Source organism: Niallia sp. Sow4_A1, assembly GCF_052116745.1.
Classification (GTDB): Bacteria; Bacillota; Bacilli; order Bacillales; family Cytobacillaceae; genus Niallia; species Niallia hominis.
On record NZ_JBQKKM010000010.1, the window covers coordinates 81,738 to 100,687 of the forward strand.

Consider the following 18,950-nt stretch of genomic DNA (forward strand, 5'->3'; position numbering starts at 1 on the left):
TATTCTATAAAATGATTTATACTTATAGACATAAACAATTAATTAAGGGAGGGAGAAACGGGTAGATGTAGAATAGATTTACCTCTCCTGTATAAGCGATGAAATTAAACAGTGAAGTATTAAATGTACCGTCTCCTTTTTTAGAGTATATAGTAATGCGGATGTTTATGATGAAGTATTATGAAAAAGACCATTACTCCATTGCCTTCCAGTACCCTTTAAGCCATTTTGAAAGCAGTTATGTAATACCGGAATTTCAAATGCTTTTCGATAAAGTAAGATGGAAAAATAATGTTGTGACTCTAACTAATTTGCGTCAAGAAATATACGATCAAATAGTAACAAAAGTAAAACGCCGGGATATTCGTTCCTCTTATTTTGCGATAATAAATTATATAGAGAAACAGATGAAAGTCGAGGATCGAATGGATGTCTTTCCGACAATCCTAACTGGTGATCTCGTTTCGCCAGAATGGAGTCTAGGTGTTCAAAATGAGGGAGTTATAGAGTTATTCAAGAATCCAAGGGTTTTAGGTGAGAGGGAGAGCTATACTTGTGAAAAGAACAATATAGAATTTCAAAAGATAATATCTCAAGTAGTGCATGAATACTGGCTAGTGTATGAACAAAAACGGGATAAAACGGTTATTCAAATTAGTCTGCCAAACATTAAATACACAAGGGACTTAGAGATTAGAATAAAAGAATTGTTCTTTCCGTTTTTTCATCAAGTCCAAGTAGCGACATTTTTTTATGAGGAAGGACTTTATATTAATAATATCCTTGTGAGAAGGCCGCGAAAAAAAGAGAAGATTGATTGGGGAGCGCTGCTTTTCCCAATGGGAGAAGAAAGAGAGTTTTAATAAAAGCATCGAATAATAAATAATTCTTTTTAAGCATCTTCACTAAAATAGAAAATCCCTGATTCCATATGGAATCAGGGATTTTCTAAATATAACAATTCTATTAACGAGAGTAGAACTCAATAGTCCTACAAACCCTAGTGTTTTCAAGGCTTGAGGCGGTTATATTGAAAACCTCCCCCAAAACCTCCCCCAATATTAGAAATGTAATGCTTGGCTGAATGCAATAACTGATTCTTCTTCCATCTCTTTAAAGATGTGACCGTAAGTATCCCAAATCATTTGGGGTGTATTACCTAACCGATCAGCAATAACATTAACAGGTTGTTTCTGGCTAATCAAAATAGTTGCATGGGTATGACGTAATCCATGTGGAGTAATTCGTTTTAACTTCGTTTTTTTGATGATTCGGTCAAAACTATATTTTAATGTGTTTTCTCCGGTTGGAGTACCAGATTGATATGAGATAAAAACAAAGTCATCGTCTGAAATGTGTTTACCGAATGATAGCTTTGTCATCTTGCACCAAGTACGGTACAGTTTTAATTGGCTTACTAAAATATTATCAACTCTGATAGTCCGGTAACTATTTTTCGTTTTAGGAGTACGGGCCCCTTTTTTATCTCTAGTACGTTCAACGGTAATTTTATTATTTTCTAAGTCTATATTATTCCACTTTAACCCTAAAGCTTCACCTTTCCTCACACCTGTATATGCTAAAAGTAAGATGAGTGTGTAATTAGTAATATTCTCTAATTCCTTAGCAGCTTTAAGAAATTCATTCAATTCCTTAGCTGTGAGAAAGTTATCGTTTACCTCTTCAACTGGAATGGTTATTTTCTTGAAACGATTGCGTGGAATAATTTCATCATCCACTGCTGCGTTAATCGCAACCTTAAAGAGCCGATGAAATAATTGTACTGTACTAGGTTCATAATAATCCAAAAGTTTATTAATATATACTCGTTTATAGGTGGTCTTGTCTAATTCGGCTAACTTATATTTTCCAAGCATCGGCTTCATTTGATATTTAATAGCATTTTCTCGTTGCAATTGTGTTGTAATTTCCCAGTCATTTTTATGAGTTTCAAACCAAATATCCAGCCACTCTGAGACTGTTAAATTCGAATTCTCCACTTGCTTTACTTCACCATTGAGAATACTAGCCTTTACTTCAAGTAAGGCACGGTATGCAACTTTTTCGGACTTTAATCCCTGTTGAGACTTTTCTCTCCTTTTTCCGAGAGCATCATAATATCGATAACGGTATCCCCATAATTTTTCATTTTTAACATTAAAGTAATAGTATAAATCATTATCTTTTTTGGACTTGTATTTTTTCATGAATATCTTCCCTTTCAAACGTGGACAGACGCTTATGGGGGATTGATATTAAACGGCATCACCTCCTAAAATTTAATAATGTCATTCAAAACCATTTTCATTAACTTTTAGATTAATGGCTTTAATAGCATTTTCAATTATATTTATTATGTTTTCTGCGGTCTTTTTTTCTGTTTTAGCTAAAGGGTTAGCAGGTTGCTTCCTTAGTTTAATAATGTTCACTAAATCCGTATAAAATGATTCAGCAGTAATATCATAACCTAAATGTATTTTTAGATCAGACTCAAGCTTTTCTCTTAATGAAAGACCTTCAATGTATTCTGTAGCCCATTCAGGTTCAGCACCGTTTCTTATTATAGAGTTTGCTATTATTTGGTCTAATCTTAATTCAAGGGCATGAAAGGCTTCTGTATATACATTAAAGAATGTAACATCATCTAGTAGTTGGTCAGGAGTTTTATTTATAGTTTTCTTAGCATGATCTAGATAAGCCTCATATAGATTAATTTGAATAACTTTTCCCTTTTCTAATGGTGGTTCTTCTTTATATATTTCCTCATATTCCTCTTTTGATATAGGGTTTTGATTCTCTTTTTCTATGCCTTCAATAAAAGCTCCAAATAAATCGTAAAACTGCTTAAACTCTTCGGAATACATAATCTCTTTGGTAAGATTACTACCTTTATATTTACCCTCTAAAAATCCGGGGAATTTTTCTTCTACTTTTAATAGAGAAAACATTAATGGATTTTCTACTAAAGTAAAGAACCTTTTAACATCTTCTGGCGCCTTTTCAACAAATGAGGCCCACTGTAACTTTTTGGCATCTCCATCTGTGATTTCTGCAAGTGCCTGATTCAATTTATCACTTGCTGGAGGGGTTTTTCCATTTTGAAGTTTACTTAAATAAGGTTTTGTTGCTGCTATTCCTTGTTGTCTAAGTTTTAATGATATTTCATCTAAAGTTAATCTTGATTTTTTAATATAACATCTTAATAAATCTGCATAATTCATATCCCCACCTCTTTGATAATTATTATCTAATATTGATATAAAAATAGCAACTTTAAATGTTTGAAAAATTTCCGAGGGTTATTTTTTGCCTGATAAAACAAAGTGTTGTTATTATAAGTTTAACAAAAGTTTGATTTGTTTGTTTAATAATTAACGAATGCATTAAAAATCAATCAGAATGTTAAACAAACTATATTAACTTACGAATATGAAACAAATTAAGTCCATTTAAAGTTTTACGAGAAAATGGAGAAATAATTTGTTTTAACAAAAAAACAAAAAGCGGAGGAAGATTACATGCAAATGGCACAGATAAAAGTTGATGTTAATCAAGATGAGGTTAGAAATTATATTAATCAAAAACTAGAAGAGTCTATAGAAGAAGCGTTATTTATTTGGGATGTTGATCAAATGTCTAAACGAACATGTATGAGTAGATCAACCTTAGAAGTTGAGTTTTTACGTGATCCACGAATGAAATTATTGGAAAGAAGAAAAGAAAAAGGTAAGAGGTACTGGTTTTATGAAGAATCGAAACGTGTGATAAGAGAAATTATGAACGAATGGTAAAAAGAAGTATAGACAACTAGTTATAGAGGTAAATAGATAAATAAAAAAATAGTAGTGGACAGACGCTTAATCTATTTGCTAGTTTCAACCATTTATACTGAAAAATAAACTAAGTTTTTAACCGAATTTAATTAATTGTAATCAAGCAGAACAACAGATTATTACAAAGGTCGAATTCAATGCTCCAACATTGATTTTTAAAAATTAATACACTACCAATATATCAAAAGACCATAATTTTGATCTAGAAAATTTAAGTAGATTTTAACAATTAATACTGTACGAAATGATGGTGATATTATGAATGAAAGCCAAAGCATAAAACTAGCAAGTGATTTTTTTAATGCTTTATATGGCAAAATTAATAATGGTTTTCTTTCTTTGTGGACTTCTGAAAATAAAGAAACTAAATGGTATGAAGTTAAGGAAATAGAAACAGCTGCTTTTGATTCAACGATGTTAGCTAAGGAATATAACGTATATATTGGTGTGGGTTTACGAAAAGAACGACTTGGTAAGTATGAGAGAGGTAGAAACACGGATATTTTATATTTACCCGGTGTGTGGGTGGAAATTGATATAAAGGGTGGAAAACATGCAGCTAAGAACCTTCCAAATGAACAAGAAGCAAAAGTTATATTAGATACATTTCCTTTAGAGCCGTCTATTATGATTAATAGTGGTGGTGGATGGCATTGTTATTGGTTGTTTGATGAAGCAGTACGTATATTAACGGAAAATGATCGTGAAAGTGCTGATAGAATGCTGAAGAGATTTCAATCAGTATTCATTCGATTAGCAAAAGAAAAAGGACTTCACATTGATAATACAAGTGACTTAGCAAGGGTTTTGAGGGTTCCGGGTACATATAATCGTAAGGAACAACCGAAGTTAGTAAGCACCTTGAAAATGTCTGATCACCGCTATTCATTAATGGAATTGCGCAATGCAATCGAAGAATTGGAAATAAAAAACCCTTCAAATAACAATCATGGGATAAAAGATAGAAAGCCTCAACTGCCAGATGCAAAAGTTAAACCCATTATAGAAGGTTGTAATTTCATTCAATCTTACTTAGATAACAAAGAGAGTGCTACATATTCCGAATGGATGGCTGCACTTTCAATCGGCGCTTATTGTGAAAGTTATGAAAAGATTTGTCATGAATGGAGTGTGGGACATCCAAGTTACACAGAAAGTGAAACGAATCGAAAAATAACAGAAATTCGCTCAAAAATGAAACCAAGAACCTGCAGTTCAATTAACGAAGAGTTTGGTGTATGTAACGGTTGTAAATATTCTAATATCATTAACAGTCCTATCGCAATCGGAATGAAAAATAATATCGCTGATGCACATTCTTCCAATACAATGGTCCCATTACCTTATTTCATAGCTGGTAACAAGCTATTTAAGACTGTGACCAGAAAAGTAAAAGGGGTGGAAGTTGAAGAAGAGGTAATAGTTTCACGTATGGCTCCAAAGATAATAAAAGAGTTTTCAAATATCGAAAGAAACAGCGTTCATTATGAGATAACGTGGATGAATCGGGGGCAAGAAAAACATGAAATTGTACCGGCCAGTACTCTATCCACTAGAAAAGAACTACTAACATTAGCAGATAAAGGTTTTTCTGTAAACGATATAAATTACAAAGATTTGATTAACTATTTTGATAAGTATTTATCATTCAATGGGTTGGAACATTGCCATATGGTTGAGAGGTTAGGCCGTATTAAGAATAACTTTATTCATCCATTAGAGTCTTGTGGTGTGGAGATTGTACCTAACGACATTGGAGAACGCCAGTTACTTGAAGGGTTCGAAATAAAAGGGACTCCAGAAACTTGGAAAAATGAAGTATTGGATCGAATTAAGGCGTACCCCAAAGTGCTATTTATTGTTTTGGCTTCTTTTGCATCAGTTATTTTACACGATTTAGAAGTAAGTCCTTTTATTATAGACCTATCCGGGCCAACTTCACAGGGGAAGTCAACATCCTTACAGGTTGCTAGAAGTGTTTGGGGCAGTGAGAGCTTAATAAACGAATGGAATGCAACCAGAGTTTCCATAGAGCGTAAGGCTGGGTTCTTAAATAGTTTTCCTTTATTTATGGACGATACTCGAAAGGCTGATGAACGAATATTACAATCAGTTATTTATATGTTTAGCGGTGGTCGCTCTAAAGGTAGAGGAAGTCTAAAGGGATCACAAAGAGAAGCGACTTGGAACAATATTTTGATAAGTACTGGTGAAGTTTCCTTAGCGGATTACGCTGCAAAGGCGGGGGGTGCGGCGGCAAGGATTATCTCAATTGTAGATCAACCGTTTGTTAAAGTCGATCATCAATTTTTTTCGGATATATATAAGGCAATGAACGAAAATCATGGGGCTATTGGTGTTGAATTTATAAAATATTGGCGGGAGAAAAGGAACATTTTCATTCGCGAGTTTTATAAATTCAAAGAATTATATATGAAAAAATCGAAGGATAACGAAGTTTTAACAAGGTTAAGTCTATACTATGCATCTGTTCATTTTACAGGTTCAGTTTTAAATAAAGGTTTTAATTTTGATATAGATTTAAATACACTAGTCTGCCTTTTTGATGAAATAGCAAAGGAAAATCATGCACTGGATAAGCCTAAAGAGATACTTGAACAAATGTTATATGAGTTAGATAGTACAAGAAATGATATCTATTATGATAATCTACCTAATGATATAAAGGCCGTTTATCATCACAACACGATTTGCTTGATGCCAAGTTTCTTAAAGAAATTTCTTGGACCTGAAGAAAAAATGATTAGGCGTGAGTGGGCAAAGAGAGGGTATACCCAACAGTTTACACGAAATGAAAAAGTTGTTGATTATAAACAAATCAAGCATGGTAATAATAAATTCACTGCAGTTGTTTTGAATCCGTCTTGTATTAAGGAGTTAGGGTTTGATTTTACAATTGAAAATCCTTGCAGTACCCAAAGTACGCAAATGATTCAACAAAGTTAGATTCTGTGTACTGCAATAGATGTTGATAAATAAAGTATTTAAACATATTGGTACTCAAAGTACTCAAAGTACTCTAAATAATAATGTACATGTAATTCTCCGGAAAATGTTCTAATAAAATAATATTTTTTTATTTAGTAGAGTGATAATTAAATTAGAGTACTCTGGGTACTTTCTGTACTTTGACGAAGAAAGACTGTAACAAAAGGGTTTCATAATACTAAAATAATAAATGACTGTGTACTTTTGTGTACTCAATAGTGAATTTTAATTATTCCCAGAGAAAGTGTAATGGTAGTTTGTGGATAATTAATAGAATTGTAGCAAAGTCATTTTTATATAGAAGAAATGAATTGATATTTTTGTTGTCGGTAGTAGTTATCTTATTTTTGAATAAAGGAAGGGGAATAATATGTATTTTGCTAACGATGAACATTTAGAAAATTATAAATGGCTGATGCAATTATATGCTTTAAGCCACGGTAAAGATTTAGAGTATGAAGCAAATATTTATATCGCTTCATACCCCGAAGTATTTAAATGTTTTTGTAAGGATAATATTGATCTAAGCTGTGGTCCCCTTGCTGATATTTTTGACGATGAACGTGGTCATAATGCTGCTGCGTTGACAGGTTCAACCATAAGAATGGTTGATTTAGGAATGTCTCTTTATAATGATTATAAGGTTTCGGTAGCGGAAATCATTTGTGCTGTGAACGATGAAAAGTTAGTAGATGTATGTATTGAGGCTATACGTATTAGAGCAGGAAAGTATCGATAATGACTTTATAACAAGGAATATTAATAAAGCTTTTTATATAAAAAGTAAGCGAGATTTAGAGACACGTTTTGAAAACTTTATGATTAAGGAGTTGTTTTAAAATGATTGTTATTGTTGATAAAATTGGAACTGGTTCTGAATGTGATCCAATCAGACCAGACACAACTGCTTCTGATTGGCAAGTTGTTGAAGAGCTTGAGACAAAATTTGTTATTGAAATATTAGATGATAACGTCTGACTAACGGATTTCATTATAAGAGGGGGTTAATTATGCCTTGTGTAAGCTTAGCTCATTACAGAATCACAATTACTCCCCCAGACCATTTACTCATTAGAAGGATAAAAAAGGATCGGTTGTTTATTTTTACGAATAACCGATCCTTTTATTTAAATCTATTGTAGATACTTTTTTATTTCCTCAGATTTAGGCACTTTTCCTGAAACTATTAACTGTTCGTCAACAACGAGTGCAGGTGTACTCATAACCCCATATTTTGCAATTTCCTTAAAATCTGTTACTTTTTCAATAGCAGCATCTATACCAAGTTCTTCAATTGCTACTTCTACATTGTTTGCTAATCTTTTACAATTTGCACAACCGGGTCCTAATACTTTAATAATCAATTTAAGCATCTCCTTAACAATATAATATGGTGAAAAATATGGTAATCCCTATGAAAATAGGAAATCCAGCGAATTAAATGTGTAACCAATAATAATAATTCCTAAAGCACATATAGCGATAAAAGTAGCTAATAATTTTGGCTTCACTACTTTACTTAACATAATTAGAGAAGGCAGGGATAAAGCTGTAACGGCCATCATAAAAGAAAGGATGGTTCCTATTTCTACACCTTTTCCAAATAAAGCTTCTGCAATTGGTAAAGTTCCAAAAATATCAGCATAAATAGGTATGCCAACAAGGGTTGCAATTAAAACAGCAAATGGGTTGTTCTCTCCGATAACTGTTTCAATAACCGATTGTGGAATCCAATTATGAATCAATGCACCAATTCCAACACCAATAAGAATGGCGTACCAAACCTTTTTATAGATGGACTTTACCTGTTCAACAGAATAGTTGATTCTGTCCTTATAAGTTAACTCTTCTATTTGTCCATCTATGTTGCTGTGTCCTGATGTTACAAAGGATTCTACCTGATTTCCTAAATTCAATTTATCAATAAGTGTACCGCCAATTACGGCAAGGATTAAACCAACAATTACGTAAATGGCAGCGATTTTCACTCCGAAGAATGACGTTAATAAAAGAAAAGAAGCAAGGTCTACCATCGGTGAAGAAATTAAAAAAGAAAAAGTGACACCTAATGGTAAACCTGCAGATGTAAAACCGATAAAGATGGGTATACTGGAACAACTACAGAAGGGAGTAATCGTTCCAAGTAATGCACCGAGAATATTTCCTTTTATCCCTTTGATCCCGCCCAAAAGTTTTTTTGTCCTTTCAGGTGGAAAATAACTTTGGATATAGGATATGAAAAAGATTAAAACAGTCATTAAAATAAAAATTTTAATGGTGTCATAGATAAAAAAATGTATACTTCCTCCGAGTCTTTCTTCAATAGGAAGTTGAAAAACTCTTTGCACAAGCAATTTGACTAGATCAGAAAGCCATTCCATTTTGAGAAGCTGGTCATTCAGCCACGAAAATATCTCCATAATATTTTCCTTCTTTCTATTGTTCTTACCTTAAATAAGGAAGAACCTTTTCTCTTTGCAGACGATAGACGGTGAAACGTCCTTCTTTCCGAGACCTAATCACATTTCCTCTTTCTAGGAGTTTCAAATGATGTGAAACAGTAGAGGTTGGAATATCCAAACCAGATACTATTTCACACATACATAAGTCATCAATCGCTAACATCCCAATAATTCTTAATCGCGTCTCATCCCCCAACGCTTTGAAAAACTCTGCTTTTTCCATTCGTTTATCATTTTCTTTTAAAAATGGTAGTTCTTCTTCAGATTGATTTACAATGTTTTTTGTTTCTTGATTATCTTTTACAGTTGTTTTTGTTGAAAGTGGTATTTCCATATGCATATGTTTCAACCTCCTACTATAAGTATAAAACTAGTTTTATAGTTTTGTTGTTTTTTATTATTAACTTTTTGTGAACAATAATTAGGTTTATTGAAAAATAGCAGTTGGAAGTGGTCGATACTATAGTAAATAGAACTTCCCTTGACCCTGTACTATGGTACAGGGTTTATAATATATTTGAGGTGAGATAGATGCGATATCGTATTGGGGGACTAGCTGAAAAGTGTGGTGTTAACAAGGAGACTATTCGGTATTATGAGCGTTTAGGTTTAATTCCAGTGCCAAATCGTACCGAAAAAGGATACAGAATGTATTCTCCACAAACGGTTGATCGATTACATTTCATAAAACGGATGCAGGAATTGGGTTTTACCTTAAATGAAATTGACAAATTGCTAGGGGTTGTTGATCACAACGAAACAAAGTGCCGTGACATATATGATTTCACTGTTCTTAAATTAGGGGACATCCAGCGTAAAATTGAAGATCTAAAAAAAATGAACAAATGTTGATAGACCTTAAAGAAAGATGTCCTGAAAACAAAAATATTTACGAATGTCCTATTATCGAGGCTTTAATGAATTAAGAAAAGAAAACAGTAGAAAATTTACGAAATAATAAATTTTTAAAGGTAGAAGTATTATGGGGGATTGTTGTAGTAACGTCAAAGAAATAAAAGTTGAAAATAATGGTAGTTGTCCATCATGCAAAAATAAGGCTAAGAATGTAAAGTTAATTACACTAAAATCATTACTTAAACCATCTGCATTAGAAACATTAAATGCTAAAGAAAATCATTATTTTTGTTCAAATAAAGTCTGTGATGTAGTCTATTTTGATACGAATAATAAAAAGTACCTTGTATCTGACTTGAAGGTAGCTGTACATCAAAAAGATGAATCAGCAACTACACCAATTTGTTATTGTTTTGATTGGACAAAAGAAAAAATTAAACAATATGTGGAAAATGGACTTACTCCTAAACCAGTAGAACATATTCGCGAAAACATAAAAGAAAACCGATGTGGCTGTGAGGTAAACAATCCACAAGGTAGTTGTTGTTTAGGGAATGTTACAACTTATATAAAAAACATATCTTAATAAAAAGAGCTAGATATAAATTTTCACTGCTTTCGTTTTCAACAAATAAAACAAGATGCAGTAATAAAACATAAAGCACACATCTATTTAAAATGATATGTGCTTTTATGATTATGATGTTTGTTTATCTTTGGAAATAAATAGTAAAAGCTGAGTAACAATAGCAAGAATAGGCAACTCTAACAGAGGACCAATAACGAGTGTTAAAGCAATTAAAGGTTGGTCTGGGAATGCAGTCATGGCAATTGCTAAAGCGATTGGAGAATTTCTTGCTAGAGTAGTTAAACCCAGACTTGCTCTGTCCTTGTATGGAAACTTCATAAGCTGTCCAACCTTTTGGCCAACAACAAAATTAATGATGAAAAATAAAAGGATCGGAATGGTGATTTGCCACATTAAATCTAGGTTATCAAGCAATAGTTGTCCTTGCGAAGCAAACATCGCAACGATAGCAAGACTAAGAAAAATAATAGGTAACACGCTGAGGTTAGAGATAAGGTTGTCTCTTAACTGTTGTTTGTTTCTCAAGACCATTTTTGTTAGAAAAGCTAAAACTAAAGGTAAGAATAGAGCAATTAAAATACTATCCATCAGAAATGAAAATTCTATAACCCCTGTTGTTCCCCCAAAAATAAGAAGATAAATAGGCAACAAAATGACCTGTAAGATTAAGTTTAGAGGTAAGATAGCTGTTGATAATGCAACATTTCCTTTTGCGATCCCTGTGAAGATTAAGTACCAATCAGTACATGGTGTAACCATCAGCATAATGAATCCAATATATAATGCTGGATTGTCACCTAAAAAACCTAATGCTAGTAGCCATGCTAAAATAGGTGTCCAAACAAAGTTTATAATGATTGAAGTATATGTAAACTTAATGTTTTTAAAAGCTATCCATATTTCTTCAATAGGAATTTGTAAGAAAGTAATATACAACATAGCTACTAGTATAGGGACAATAAAACTTTCCGCATTAGCTCGTATTAGTTCTACTTGTCCTATGCTTAAACCAATAATTACAGCTAAAAAAATAATAAAAGTATATAACTTTTCGATTAAATTCATTGTAATCTCCTAACAATAATAAATAAAATACAATCGTTACTTTATCATAAATTGATGCGTATAAGAATTAATTGTTTTGATATTACAAAGGTTTTTGTTTTCATTTTTTCTTAATAAATTAATAAAAAAACAGTTGCAAAACATATATAAGTGAAATATTATATAAGTAAATTATTATATAAGCGAATTGTTATTTGTTTATATTTAGGTCAATGTGGGAGGTGTACATCTTGCAATTAGCCACGGTAGAGATTGAAAAAGTTGCAGCTATCTTAAAGCTCTTAGGTGATAAGACAAGATTAACGATGGTAAAAATGCTGGCCACGAATGATTATTGTGTTTGCGAATTTGTTGAAATTTTTAAAGTGAGCCAACCTGCTATTAGTCAGCATGTTCGTAAATTGAAGGATCTTGGAATTGTTACGGAAACTAGAAAAGGGCAATGGATTATTTACTCATTGAATAAAGATAGTGACTATTATCCATTAATCACAGATTTACTGCAACGTCTTCCCAATCAAGATTATAAACTACAGGAATTAGAGGAACAGGGGTTACGTATCTCGTGTGACTAATGGAGGTAAGGAATTTGATAACTGCAATATTAGCATCAGTCATTTTTTTGGCAACACTCATTTTAGTTATTTGGCAGCCTAAAGGATTGAATATCGGTTGGTCTGCCTGTGGTGGAGCCATCCTAGCTTTACTAGTGGGTGTAGTCGGTTTTAACGATGTGTTCGAAGTTATCGGCATTACTTGGAACGCAACATTATCTTTTGTCGCTATTATCATTATTTCATTAATCTTAGATGAGATTGGATTATTTGAATGGGCCGCACTGCATATGGCAAGAGCTGCTAAAGGTAATGGAGTAAAAATGTTTGTCTATGTCAGTATTTTAGGAGCGATTGTTGCTGCATTATTTGCTAATGATGGCGCTGCCTTAATCCTGACACCGATTGTCCTAGCGATGGTGCGTAATTTGAATTTTAAAGAAAAACTAGTGTTTCCTTTTATTATGGCAAGTGGATTTATCGCAGATACAACTTCATTGCCATTTGTTGTCAGTAACTTAGTTAACATTGTATCTGCCGATTTCTTTGGAATTGGGTTCGTAGAATATGCTTTTAGGATGGTTATACCGAACTTATTCTCATTGCTTGCAACGATTACGGTGTTATTAGTGTATTTTAGAAAAAACATTTCAAAAACGTATGATTTATCTAAATTAAGACAACCGATAGATGCCATTAAAGATCCAAAAATGTTTCGTCTCTCATGGGTTGTTTTGGGGATATTACTAATTGGATACTTTTCAAGTGAATTCATTAATATTCCTGTTTCAATTGTGGCAGGGATAATTGCTATTGTCTTTTTATTGGTGGCTCGAAGGAGTAAAGTCGTTAATACAAAAGCAGTTATTAAAGGCGCTCCGTGGAATATCGTGTTTTTCTCAATTGGAATGTACATTGTTGTATATGGTCTAGGAAATGCATGGCTAACCAATTCATTAGCTAGTGTTATTCAGGCAACTGCCGAGCAAGGGTTATTTGTTGCGACGATAGGAATGGGCTTTATTGCAGCTTTCCTATCATCCATCATGAATAATATGCCAACGGTTATGATTGATGCATTAGCCATTGCTGAAACCAATACTTCAGGTGTTATCCGAGAGGCGCTGATTTATGCGAATATCATTGGATCTGATTTAGGTCCAAAGATTACACCAATTGGTTCTCTTGCAACTTTAGTGTGGCTCCATGTTCTATCTCAAAAAGGGGTTAAAATTTCATGGGGAACTTATTTCAAGACGGGTATTGTTTTAACAATCCCAATCTTATTTATCACTTTACTAGGTCTGTTTTTAACTTTATTAATTATCTAAAAGGAGAATGATATTATGTCTAAAAAAACAATTTATTTCTTATGTACAGGTAATTCATGCCGTAGCCAGATGGCAGAAGGATGGGCTAAAAAGCATCTCAGTGATGAATGGGAAGTAAAAAGTGCCGGAATTGAAGCACATGGATTAAATCCAAATGCTGTTAAAGCCATGAGTGAAGTAGGTATTGACATTTCAAATCAAACTTCAGACATTATAGATCCTGAAATTCTAAATAATGCGGACTTTGTTGTAACTTTATGTGGAGATGCTGCGGATAAATGTCCGATGACACCACCACACGTAAAACGTGATCATTGGGGCTTTGATGATCCCGCAAAAGCAGAAGGTACAGAGGAAGAAAAGTGGGCTGTATTCCAACGTGTTCGTGATGAAATTGGTGAAAGAATCCAACGCTTTGCGGAAACGGGAGAATAAGCAGACAATAGAATAACCAAGAGGATTTCCTCTTGGTTTTCTTTAAATAAACAAATAAGTAAATGCTTATTTAATAATATATTGGGAGGCTTTTACATGAATAAAGTTGAGATTTTTGATCCTGCAATGTGTTGTTCCACGGGAGTATGTGGACCAAGTGTTGATCCAGAGTTAACTAGAGTAGCGTCTGCTGTTTATTCATTAGAGTCAAAGGGCTTTAATATTAAACGATACCAACTAACAAGTGATCCTGATAAGTTTGCGGAAAATGAAGAAATAAACCGTGTATTTATAGAAAAAGGACCGAATGCCTTACCAGTGGTTTTAGTTAATGACAAGTTAGTAAAAGTGGGAAGCTACCCTACAAATGAAGAATTTGCAGAATGGTTTGGAGTAAAACCAGAAGAATTATATGAAAAACCAAAATCACGAATTTCGTTTAATTTAAATCAACTATAATCCATTCGAAAGAAGGCAAAAGATATGTATCCATTATTTAGTCCGAATCATGTTGATACTCAATTTTTATTTTTAACAGGAAAAGGCGGAGTAGGAAAAACATCGACAGCTTGTGCAACAGCAGTAGCATTGGCGGATAGTGGAAAAAGTGTATTGTTAATAAGTACAGATCCTGCTTCTAATCTGCAAGATGTATTTGGAATCGAACTTACAAGCACCCCAAAAGCAGTGCCAGCCGTTGAAAATTTATTTGCAAGCAATATTGACCCAGAAGCATCCGCAAAAGCTTACCGTGAAAGTGTGGTTGGTCCATATCGTGATAAATTTCCAGAAGCAGTAGTGGCTACGATGGAAGAACAATTGTCAGGTGCTTGTACGGTTGAAATTGCTGCATTTGATGAGTTTACGGGTTTTCTTACAAATAGTGAAATTACAGATCAATATGACCATATTATTTTTGATACAGCGCCAACTGGTCATACGTTACGCCTTTTACAACTCCCAACAGCTTGGAATGGATTTTTAGAAGAAAGTACGCATGGCGCATCCTGTTTAGGCCCTTTATCTGGGTTAGCAGATAAAAAGAGTCTTTATTCAAACGCAGTATCTGCCCTTTCTAACCCTTCTAAAACGACGCTTATATTGGTAACCAGACCAGATGTTTCATCTCTTTTAGAAGCAGATCGTGCTTCAAAGGAACTGAAAGAAATTGGAATTAAAAACCAAATGCTCATTATAAATGGCCTTCTTCAAAATCACAATGAGAACGATGAAATCTCATCTGCTTTTTATCATCGACAAAGAGATGCGTTAAAACAAATTCCGGATAATTTACATGAGACTATTACGTACTCGTTACCGTATGTTTCCTATTCTTTAACAGGTGTAGAAAACCTTCGAAACTTGTTTAAACCATCCAAAGTTTTAGCAACTTTGAATGAAGAAATTCCATCCGTAAATCTTCCGGGATTACAAGCTGTCATTGATGACTTTTCAGTAAAAGGTACAAAGTTGATTTTTACAATGGGTAAAGGTGGTGTTGGAAAAACAACTGTTGCATCAGCTATCGCAGTTGGCTTAGTTGAAAAAGGACATCAGGTCCATTTAACCACTACAGATCCGGCAGCACATTTGGACTATCAATTCCAAAGTGGTCATCTAAATCAAAACCTAACCATTAGCAGCATTAGTCCGAAAAAAGAGGTTGAAAAGTACAAAGCTGAAGTGCTTTCGAAATCGAGTAAGGATTTAGATGAAGCTGGACTTGCTTATTTAAGAGAAGATTTAGAATCACCATGTACAGAAGAAATTGCCGTTTTCCAAGCCTTTGCAGAAGTTGTAGCTAAATCGGAAAATGAGATTGTCGTCATTGATACAGCACCCACAGGGCATACCTTACTATTATTAGATGCCTCAGAGTCTTATAGTAAAGAAATCGAAAGGTCAACAGGAGAAGTGCCAGAAAGTGCAAGAAAACTGTTGCCACAAATTCGAAATCCAAAAGAAACATCTGTAGTGATTGTCACACTGGCAGAAGCGACACCTGTTTTAGAAGCATCTAGATTACAAGACGATTTAAGACGGGCAAGTATAAATCCAAAATGGTGGGTCATTAATCAAAGTTTATCTGCCACTAATACAAACGATCCTATTTTAAAAGGGAAAGCATTGGCAGAAAAAGAATGGATTCAAGAAGTGAGGGATAACAAGTCTGAAAAGTGTGCCGTTATTCCGTGGTTACCAGAAGAAAAAATTGGGTACAACAAGCTAAAAGATTATATTCATTAATCAGTGGGGGAATCGAGTATGGAAAAAGTGGTGATTTTAGGAACAGGTCCAGCAGGGTTAACAGCTGCTATTTATCTTGCAAGAGCAAATATGAAACCAGTTGTGATTGAAGGTGATCAACCGGGCGGACAGTTGACTCTTACAACAGAGGTTGAAAACTTTCCGGGTTTTCCTAACGGAATCATGGGACCAGAATTAATGGAGAATATGAGAAAGCAAGCAGAGCGTTTTGGGGCTGAATTTAAAAGAGGCTGGGTTACAAATATAGATTTATCAAAGAAACCATTTTGCTTAGATGTTAACGGTATTGGTGAAATTGAAACGGAATCACTTATCCTTTCAACAGGTGCTTCCGCAAAACTTTTAAATATACCGGGAGAGAGAGAGAACATAGGTCGCGGAGTTAGTACATGTGCCACTTGTGATGGGTTTTTCTTTCGCGGTAAAAAAGTGATTATCGTTGGCGGTGGGGATTCTGCTATGGAAGAAGCGAATTTTCTAACAAAGTTTGCAAGTGAAGTCATCATTGTCCATAGAAGAGATGAACTCCGAGCTTCAAAAATTATGCAGGATCGTGCGAGAGAAAATGCAAAAATATCTTGGAAACTTAATAAAACACCACTAGAAGTAATGGCAGGAGAAAATGGTGTTACAGGGTTAAAAGTGAAAAATAATGAGACCAATGAAGAAGAGATTATTGAAACGGATGGGATTTTTGTCGCTATCGGACATAAACCAAATACATCATTTTTGAATGGTCAGATAGATACAGATGAAACAGGGTATATCAATGTTGTACCCGGTACTACTGAAACCAATGTTCCGGGGGTATTTGCTTGTGGGGATGTACAAGACAAAAAATACCGTCAAGCGATTACTGCCGCCGGTACGGGATGTATGGCAGCACTAGATGCGGAAAGATATTTAGAAGGAAATGCAGTTCATGATTGGAGTAAATCATCATAGCAGGAGGGAAAACATGACAACAAAGAATTATCAAGAATTAGTAAAGGAACGTATTTACATCGGTGGTGCAGATGATGTAGAAGATATGATGAAAAATGAAAAAGTAGATGTCATCTTTGATTTAAGAGCAGAATCTCCAAAGGCTAGCTCTAATTATAATCGTATACACAGCCCTATTGTGGACGATGCTGAACGCCAAGATGAATCTGTTAAGAAATCCATTGAACAGGTTGTGAATGCGTATAATGAAGGGAAAAACGTTTATTTCCACTGTCAAGGTGGGAGTAACCGTACAGGTACTGTTGCAATCGGTACATTATTGGCTTTGGGAAATGCAAGTACAATCGAAGAAGCAGAAGAGATGGCTAAGAACGTACGGCCAAAAATTAGTGTGAAACCAGAGATGAAAGAGACACTGAGAAGAATTTATCCAAATGCATAGTAAATATAAAGGGAGAGAAATAAAATGAAAATTACAGATGGGGCTAAACAACTGTTAGAGAACTTTTTACAAGAAAAAGGAGCAGAAGGAATTCGTCTTTCTACTGTTGCGGGATGTTGTGGCCCGCAATTTACGATCACCTTAGATCCACCGATAGAATCGGATAAGATCGAAACGATTAATGGAATTAAAGTAGCCTTCGATTCAAAAGTTACGGGTACTGAAGAATTAACATTAGATATAGAGGAAAATCAAAATGGTGCTGGATTAGTTTTAATCGGTGCTAGCAGCTGTTGTTAAAGGAAAAAATTAGAGTGGCAAAATAATAATAGTCGAAGCTGTCATTAGGCAGCTTTTTTTTGTTGTAATTACAGTTTCAGTACCTCGTCATTTTACGACGAGGTACTTCTCTATATAAATAAAGTGACAATTTCATGGATAAGTTCAAGTTGAAAGATTGTCAAAACTTCAAAGTATTGAACATGATACCATAGTACTATAAAATAGGGGTATCAAGCTTAATCAATACTTATGTTCATAAATATATCTCAAATTTTAATGAAAAGGGGTGGTTATTTGAAATATGGGTATGCAAGAGTAAGTACGATGCATCAGGATTTACAGGTTCAACTGAAACAGTTAGAGAATGAAAACTGTGACAAAATATACTCAGAAAAATATTCAGGGACAAACAAAAAGCGACCTGAATTTCAGAAGTTGATTGATATGTTACAAGAAGGAGATACGTTGGTTGTTACAAAACTAGACCGTTTTGCTCGGAGTACACAAGATGCTCTTGAAATCATTAAAGATTTATTTGAACGGAATATTAAAGTTCATGTATTGAATATGGGAGTTATCGAAAATACACCCACTGGAAGGTTAATTTTCACGATTTTCTCAGCGTTTGCAGAGTTTGAACGAGATATGATTGTAGAACGAACTCAAGAAGGGAAAATGTTGGCAAAGCAGAATCCTGACTTCCGAGAGGGGAGGCCAAAAAAATTTTCAAGGCAGCAAATTAATCATGCATTATCATTACTAGATAATCATTCGTATAAACAAGTGGAAGATATGACTGGGATTTCGGTATCTACGCTTGTTAGGGCTAAAAAGAAAAATAAAGCCGAGCAAATCAGAACAAAGATATAATAAATAATAG

General features: G+C 34.0%; 21 protein-coding genes and 1 pseudogene. 16 read left to right on the top strand and 6 right to left on the bottom strand.

What is annotated here, in order from left to right; genetic code table 11:
• The first annotated feature begins 167 nt into the window (after positions 1–167).
• The gene (locus ACTQ5K_RS07910) at positions 168–863 is read left to right on the top strand and encodes a hypothetical protein (RefSeq protein WP_109768559.1); all 696 of its coding nucleotides are present in this window, start codon (positions 168–170) and stop codon (positions 861–863) included.
• Positions 864–1,061: 198 nt separating this feature from the next.
• On the opposite strand, the gene ACTQ5K_RS07915 is transcribed toward ACTQ5K_RS07910, so the two are convergent.
• Complete coding sequence (locus ACTQ5K_RS07915) at positions 1,062–2,207, bottom strand: tyrosine-type recombinase/integrase (protein WP_031540525.1); 1,146 nt, start codon at positions 2,205–2,207, stop codon at positions 1,062–1,064.
• 81 nt (positions 2,208–2,288) lie between these two features.
• Complete coding sequence (locus ACTQ5K_RS07920; protein WP_065429129.1) at positions 2,289–3,221, bottom strand: hypothetical protein; 933 nt, start codon at positions 3,219–3,221, stop codon at positions 2,289–2,291.
• 297 nt (positions 3,222–3,518) lie between these two features.
• Here ACTQ5K_RS07920 and ACTQ5K_RS07925 point away from each other — a divergent pair, with 297 nt between their 5' ends.
• The 4 genes from ACTQ5K_RS07925 (at position 3,519) to ACTQ5K_RS07940 (ending at position 7,820) form a co-directional block, all read left to right on the top strand.
• Entirely contained in the window at positions 3,519–3,791 is a 273-nt protein-coding gene (locus ACTQ5K_RS07925; protein ID WP_031540527.1) for a hypothetical protein, read from the top strand.
• Positions 3,792–4,091: 300 nt separating this feature from the next.
• On the top strand, positions 4,092–6,800 hold the full coding sequence (locus ACTQ5K_RS07930; RefSeq protein ID WP_051641038.1) for a DUF927 domain-containing protein: 2,709 nt from the start codon (positions 4,092–4,094) through the stop codon (positions 6,798–6,800).
• 412 nt (positions 6,801–7,212) lie between these two features.
• Complete coding sequence (locus ACTQ5K_RS07935; protein WP_031540529.1) at positions 7,213–7,581, top strand: hypothetical protein; 369 nt, start codon at positions 7,213–7,215, stop codon at positions 7,579–7,581.
• 101 nt (positions 7,582–7,682) lie between these two features.
• Positions 7,683–7,820: a hypothetical protein gene (locus ACTQ5K_RS07940; RefSeq protein ID WP_155986811.1), complete on the top strand. Its 138-nt coding sequence runs from the start codon at positions 7,683–7,685 to the stop codon at positions 7,818–7,820.
• A 155-nt stretch (positions 7,821–7,975) separates the two neighbouring features.
• Here the strand turns inward: ACTQ5K_RS07940 and ACTQ5K_RS07945 are convergent, their stop codons facing one another.
• Genes ACTQ5K_RS07945 through ACTQ5K_RS07955 form a run of 3 tightly spaced genes read right to left on the bottom strand, consistent with a single transcriptional unit; the run spans position 7,976 to position 9,644 of the window.
• Positions 7,976–8,215, bottom strand: coding sequence for a thioredoxin family protein (locus ACTQ5K_RS07945; RefSeq protein ID WP_311072218.1), 240 nt, complete (start codon positions 8,213–8,215; stop codon positions 7,976–7,978).
• A 39-nt stretch (positions 8,216–8,254) separates the two neighbouring features.
• The gene (locus ACTQ5K_RS07950) at positions 8,255–9,262 is read right to left on the bottom strand and encodes a permease (RefSeq protein WP_031540531.1); all 1,008 of its coding nucleotides are present in this window, start codon (positions 9,260–9,262) and stop codon (positions 8,255–8,257) included.
• Between the two features lie 25 nt (positions 9,263–9,287).
• On the bottom strand, positions 9,288–9,644 hold the full coding sequence (locus tag ACTQ5K_RS07955) for an ArsR/SmtB family transcription factor (RefSeq protein ID WP_042354773.1): 357 nt from the start codon (positions 9,642–9,644) through the stop codon (positions 9,288–9,290).
• A gap of 191 nt (positions 9,645–9,835) precedes the next feature.
• Between ACTQ5K_RS07955 and merR1 the strand changes: the two are divergent.
• Positions 9,836–10,230, top strand: a pseudogene (gene merR1, locus ACTQ5K_RS07960) (mercury resistance transcriptional regulator MerR1).
• A gap of 56 nt (positions 10,231–10,286) precedes the next feature.
• Positions 10,287–10,745, top strand: a complete 459-nt coding sequence (locus ACTQ5K_RS07965; RefSeq protein WP_031540533.1) for a putative iron-sulfur cluster-binding metallochaperone — start codon at positions 10,287–10,289, stop codon at positions 10,743–10,745.
• A 111-nt stretch (positions 10,746–10,856) separates the two neighbouring features.
• On the opposite strand, the gene ACTQ5K_RS07970 is transcribed toward ACTQ5K_RS07965, so the two are convergent.
• Complete coding sequence (locus ACTQ5K_RS07970; protein ID WP_031540534.1) at positions 10,857–11,813, bottom strand: arsenic resistance protein; 957 nt, start codon at positions 11,811–11,813, stop codon at positions 10,857–10,859.
• Between the two features lie 230 nt (positions 11,814–12,043).
• Between ACTQ5K_RS07970 and ACTQ5K_RS07975 the strand changes: the two genes are divergently transcribed.
• From ACTQ5K_RS07975 to ACTQ5K_RS08015, 9 genes are all read left to right on the top strand, one after another.
• Complete coding sequence (locus ACTQ5K_RS07975) at positions 12,044–12,388, top strand: ArsR/SmtB family transcription factor (protein WP_031540535.1); 345 nt, start codon at positions 12,044–12,046, stop codon at positions 12,386–12,388.
• Positions 12,389–12,402: 14 nt separating this feature from the next.
• A complete protein-coding gene (locus tag ACTQ5K_RS07980; RefSeq protein ID WP_081836750.1) occupies positions 12,403–13,698 on the top strand; it encodes an arsenic transporter in 1,296 nt (431 codons plus the stop codon).
• Between the two features lie 15 nt (positions 13,699–13,713).
• Positions 13,714–14,133 (top strand): arsenate reductase (thioredoxin), encoded by a 420-nt coding sequence (gene arsC, locus ACTQ5K_RS07985; RefSeq protein WP_031540537.1) that lies wholly within the window; start codon positions 13,714–13,716, stop codon positions 14,131–14,133.
• A gap of 96 nt (positions 14,134–14,229) precedes the next feature.
• Positions 14,230–14,592 carry an arsenite efflux transporter metallochaperone ArsD gene (gene arsD / locus ACTQ5K_RS07990; protein ID WP_031540538.1) on the top strand — a complete coding sequence of 121 codons (363 nt, stop codon included), beginning with the start codon at positions 14,230–14,232 and terminating at the stop codon, positions 14,590–14,592.
• A 24-nt stretch (positions 14,593–14,616) separates the two neighbouring features.
• On the top strand, positions 14,617–16,380 hold the full coding sequence (arsA, locus tag ACTQ5K_RS07995; protein ID WP_031540539.1) for an arsenical pump-driving ATPase: 1,764 nt from the start codon (positions 14,617–14,619) through the stop codon (positions 16,378–16,380).
• A gap of 18 nt (positions 16,381–16,398) precedes the next feature.
• The gene (trxB, locus tag ACTQ5K_RS08000) at positions 16,399–17,346 is read left to right on the top strand and encodes a thioredoxin-disulfide reductase (protein ID WP_042354774.1); all 948 of its coding nucleotides are present in this window, start codon (positions 16,399–16,401) and stop codon (positions 17,344–17,346) included.
• A 13-nt stretch (positions 17,347–17,359) separates the two neighbouring features.
• Positions 17,360–17,788, top strand: coding sequence for a protein-tyrosine phosphatase family protein (locus ACTQ5K_RS08005; RefSeq protein ID WP_031540540.1), 429 nt, complete (start codon positions 17,360–17,362; stop codon positions 17,786–17,788).
• 24 nt (positions 17,789–17,812) lie between these two features.
• Positions 17,813–18,088 (top strand): adhesin, encoded by a 276-nt coding sequence (locus ACTQ5K_RS08010; RefSeq protein ID WP_031540541.1) that lies wholly within the window; start codon positions 17,813–17,815, stop codon positions 18,086–18,088.
• Positions 18,089–18,364: 276 nt separating this feature from the next.
• Positions 18,365–18,940, top strand: coding sequence for a recombinase family protein (locus ACTQ5K_RS08015; RefSeq protein ID WP_031540542.1), 576 nt, complete (start codon positions 18,365–18,367; stop codon positions 18,938–18,940).
• Positions 18,941–18,950: the final 10 nt, after the last annotated feature.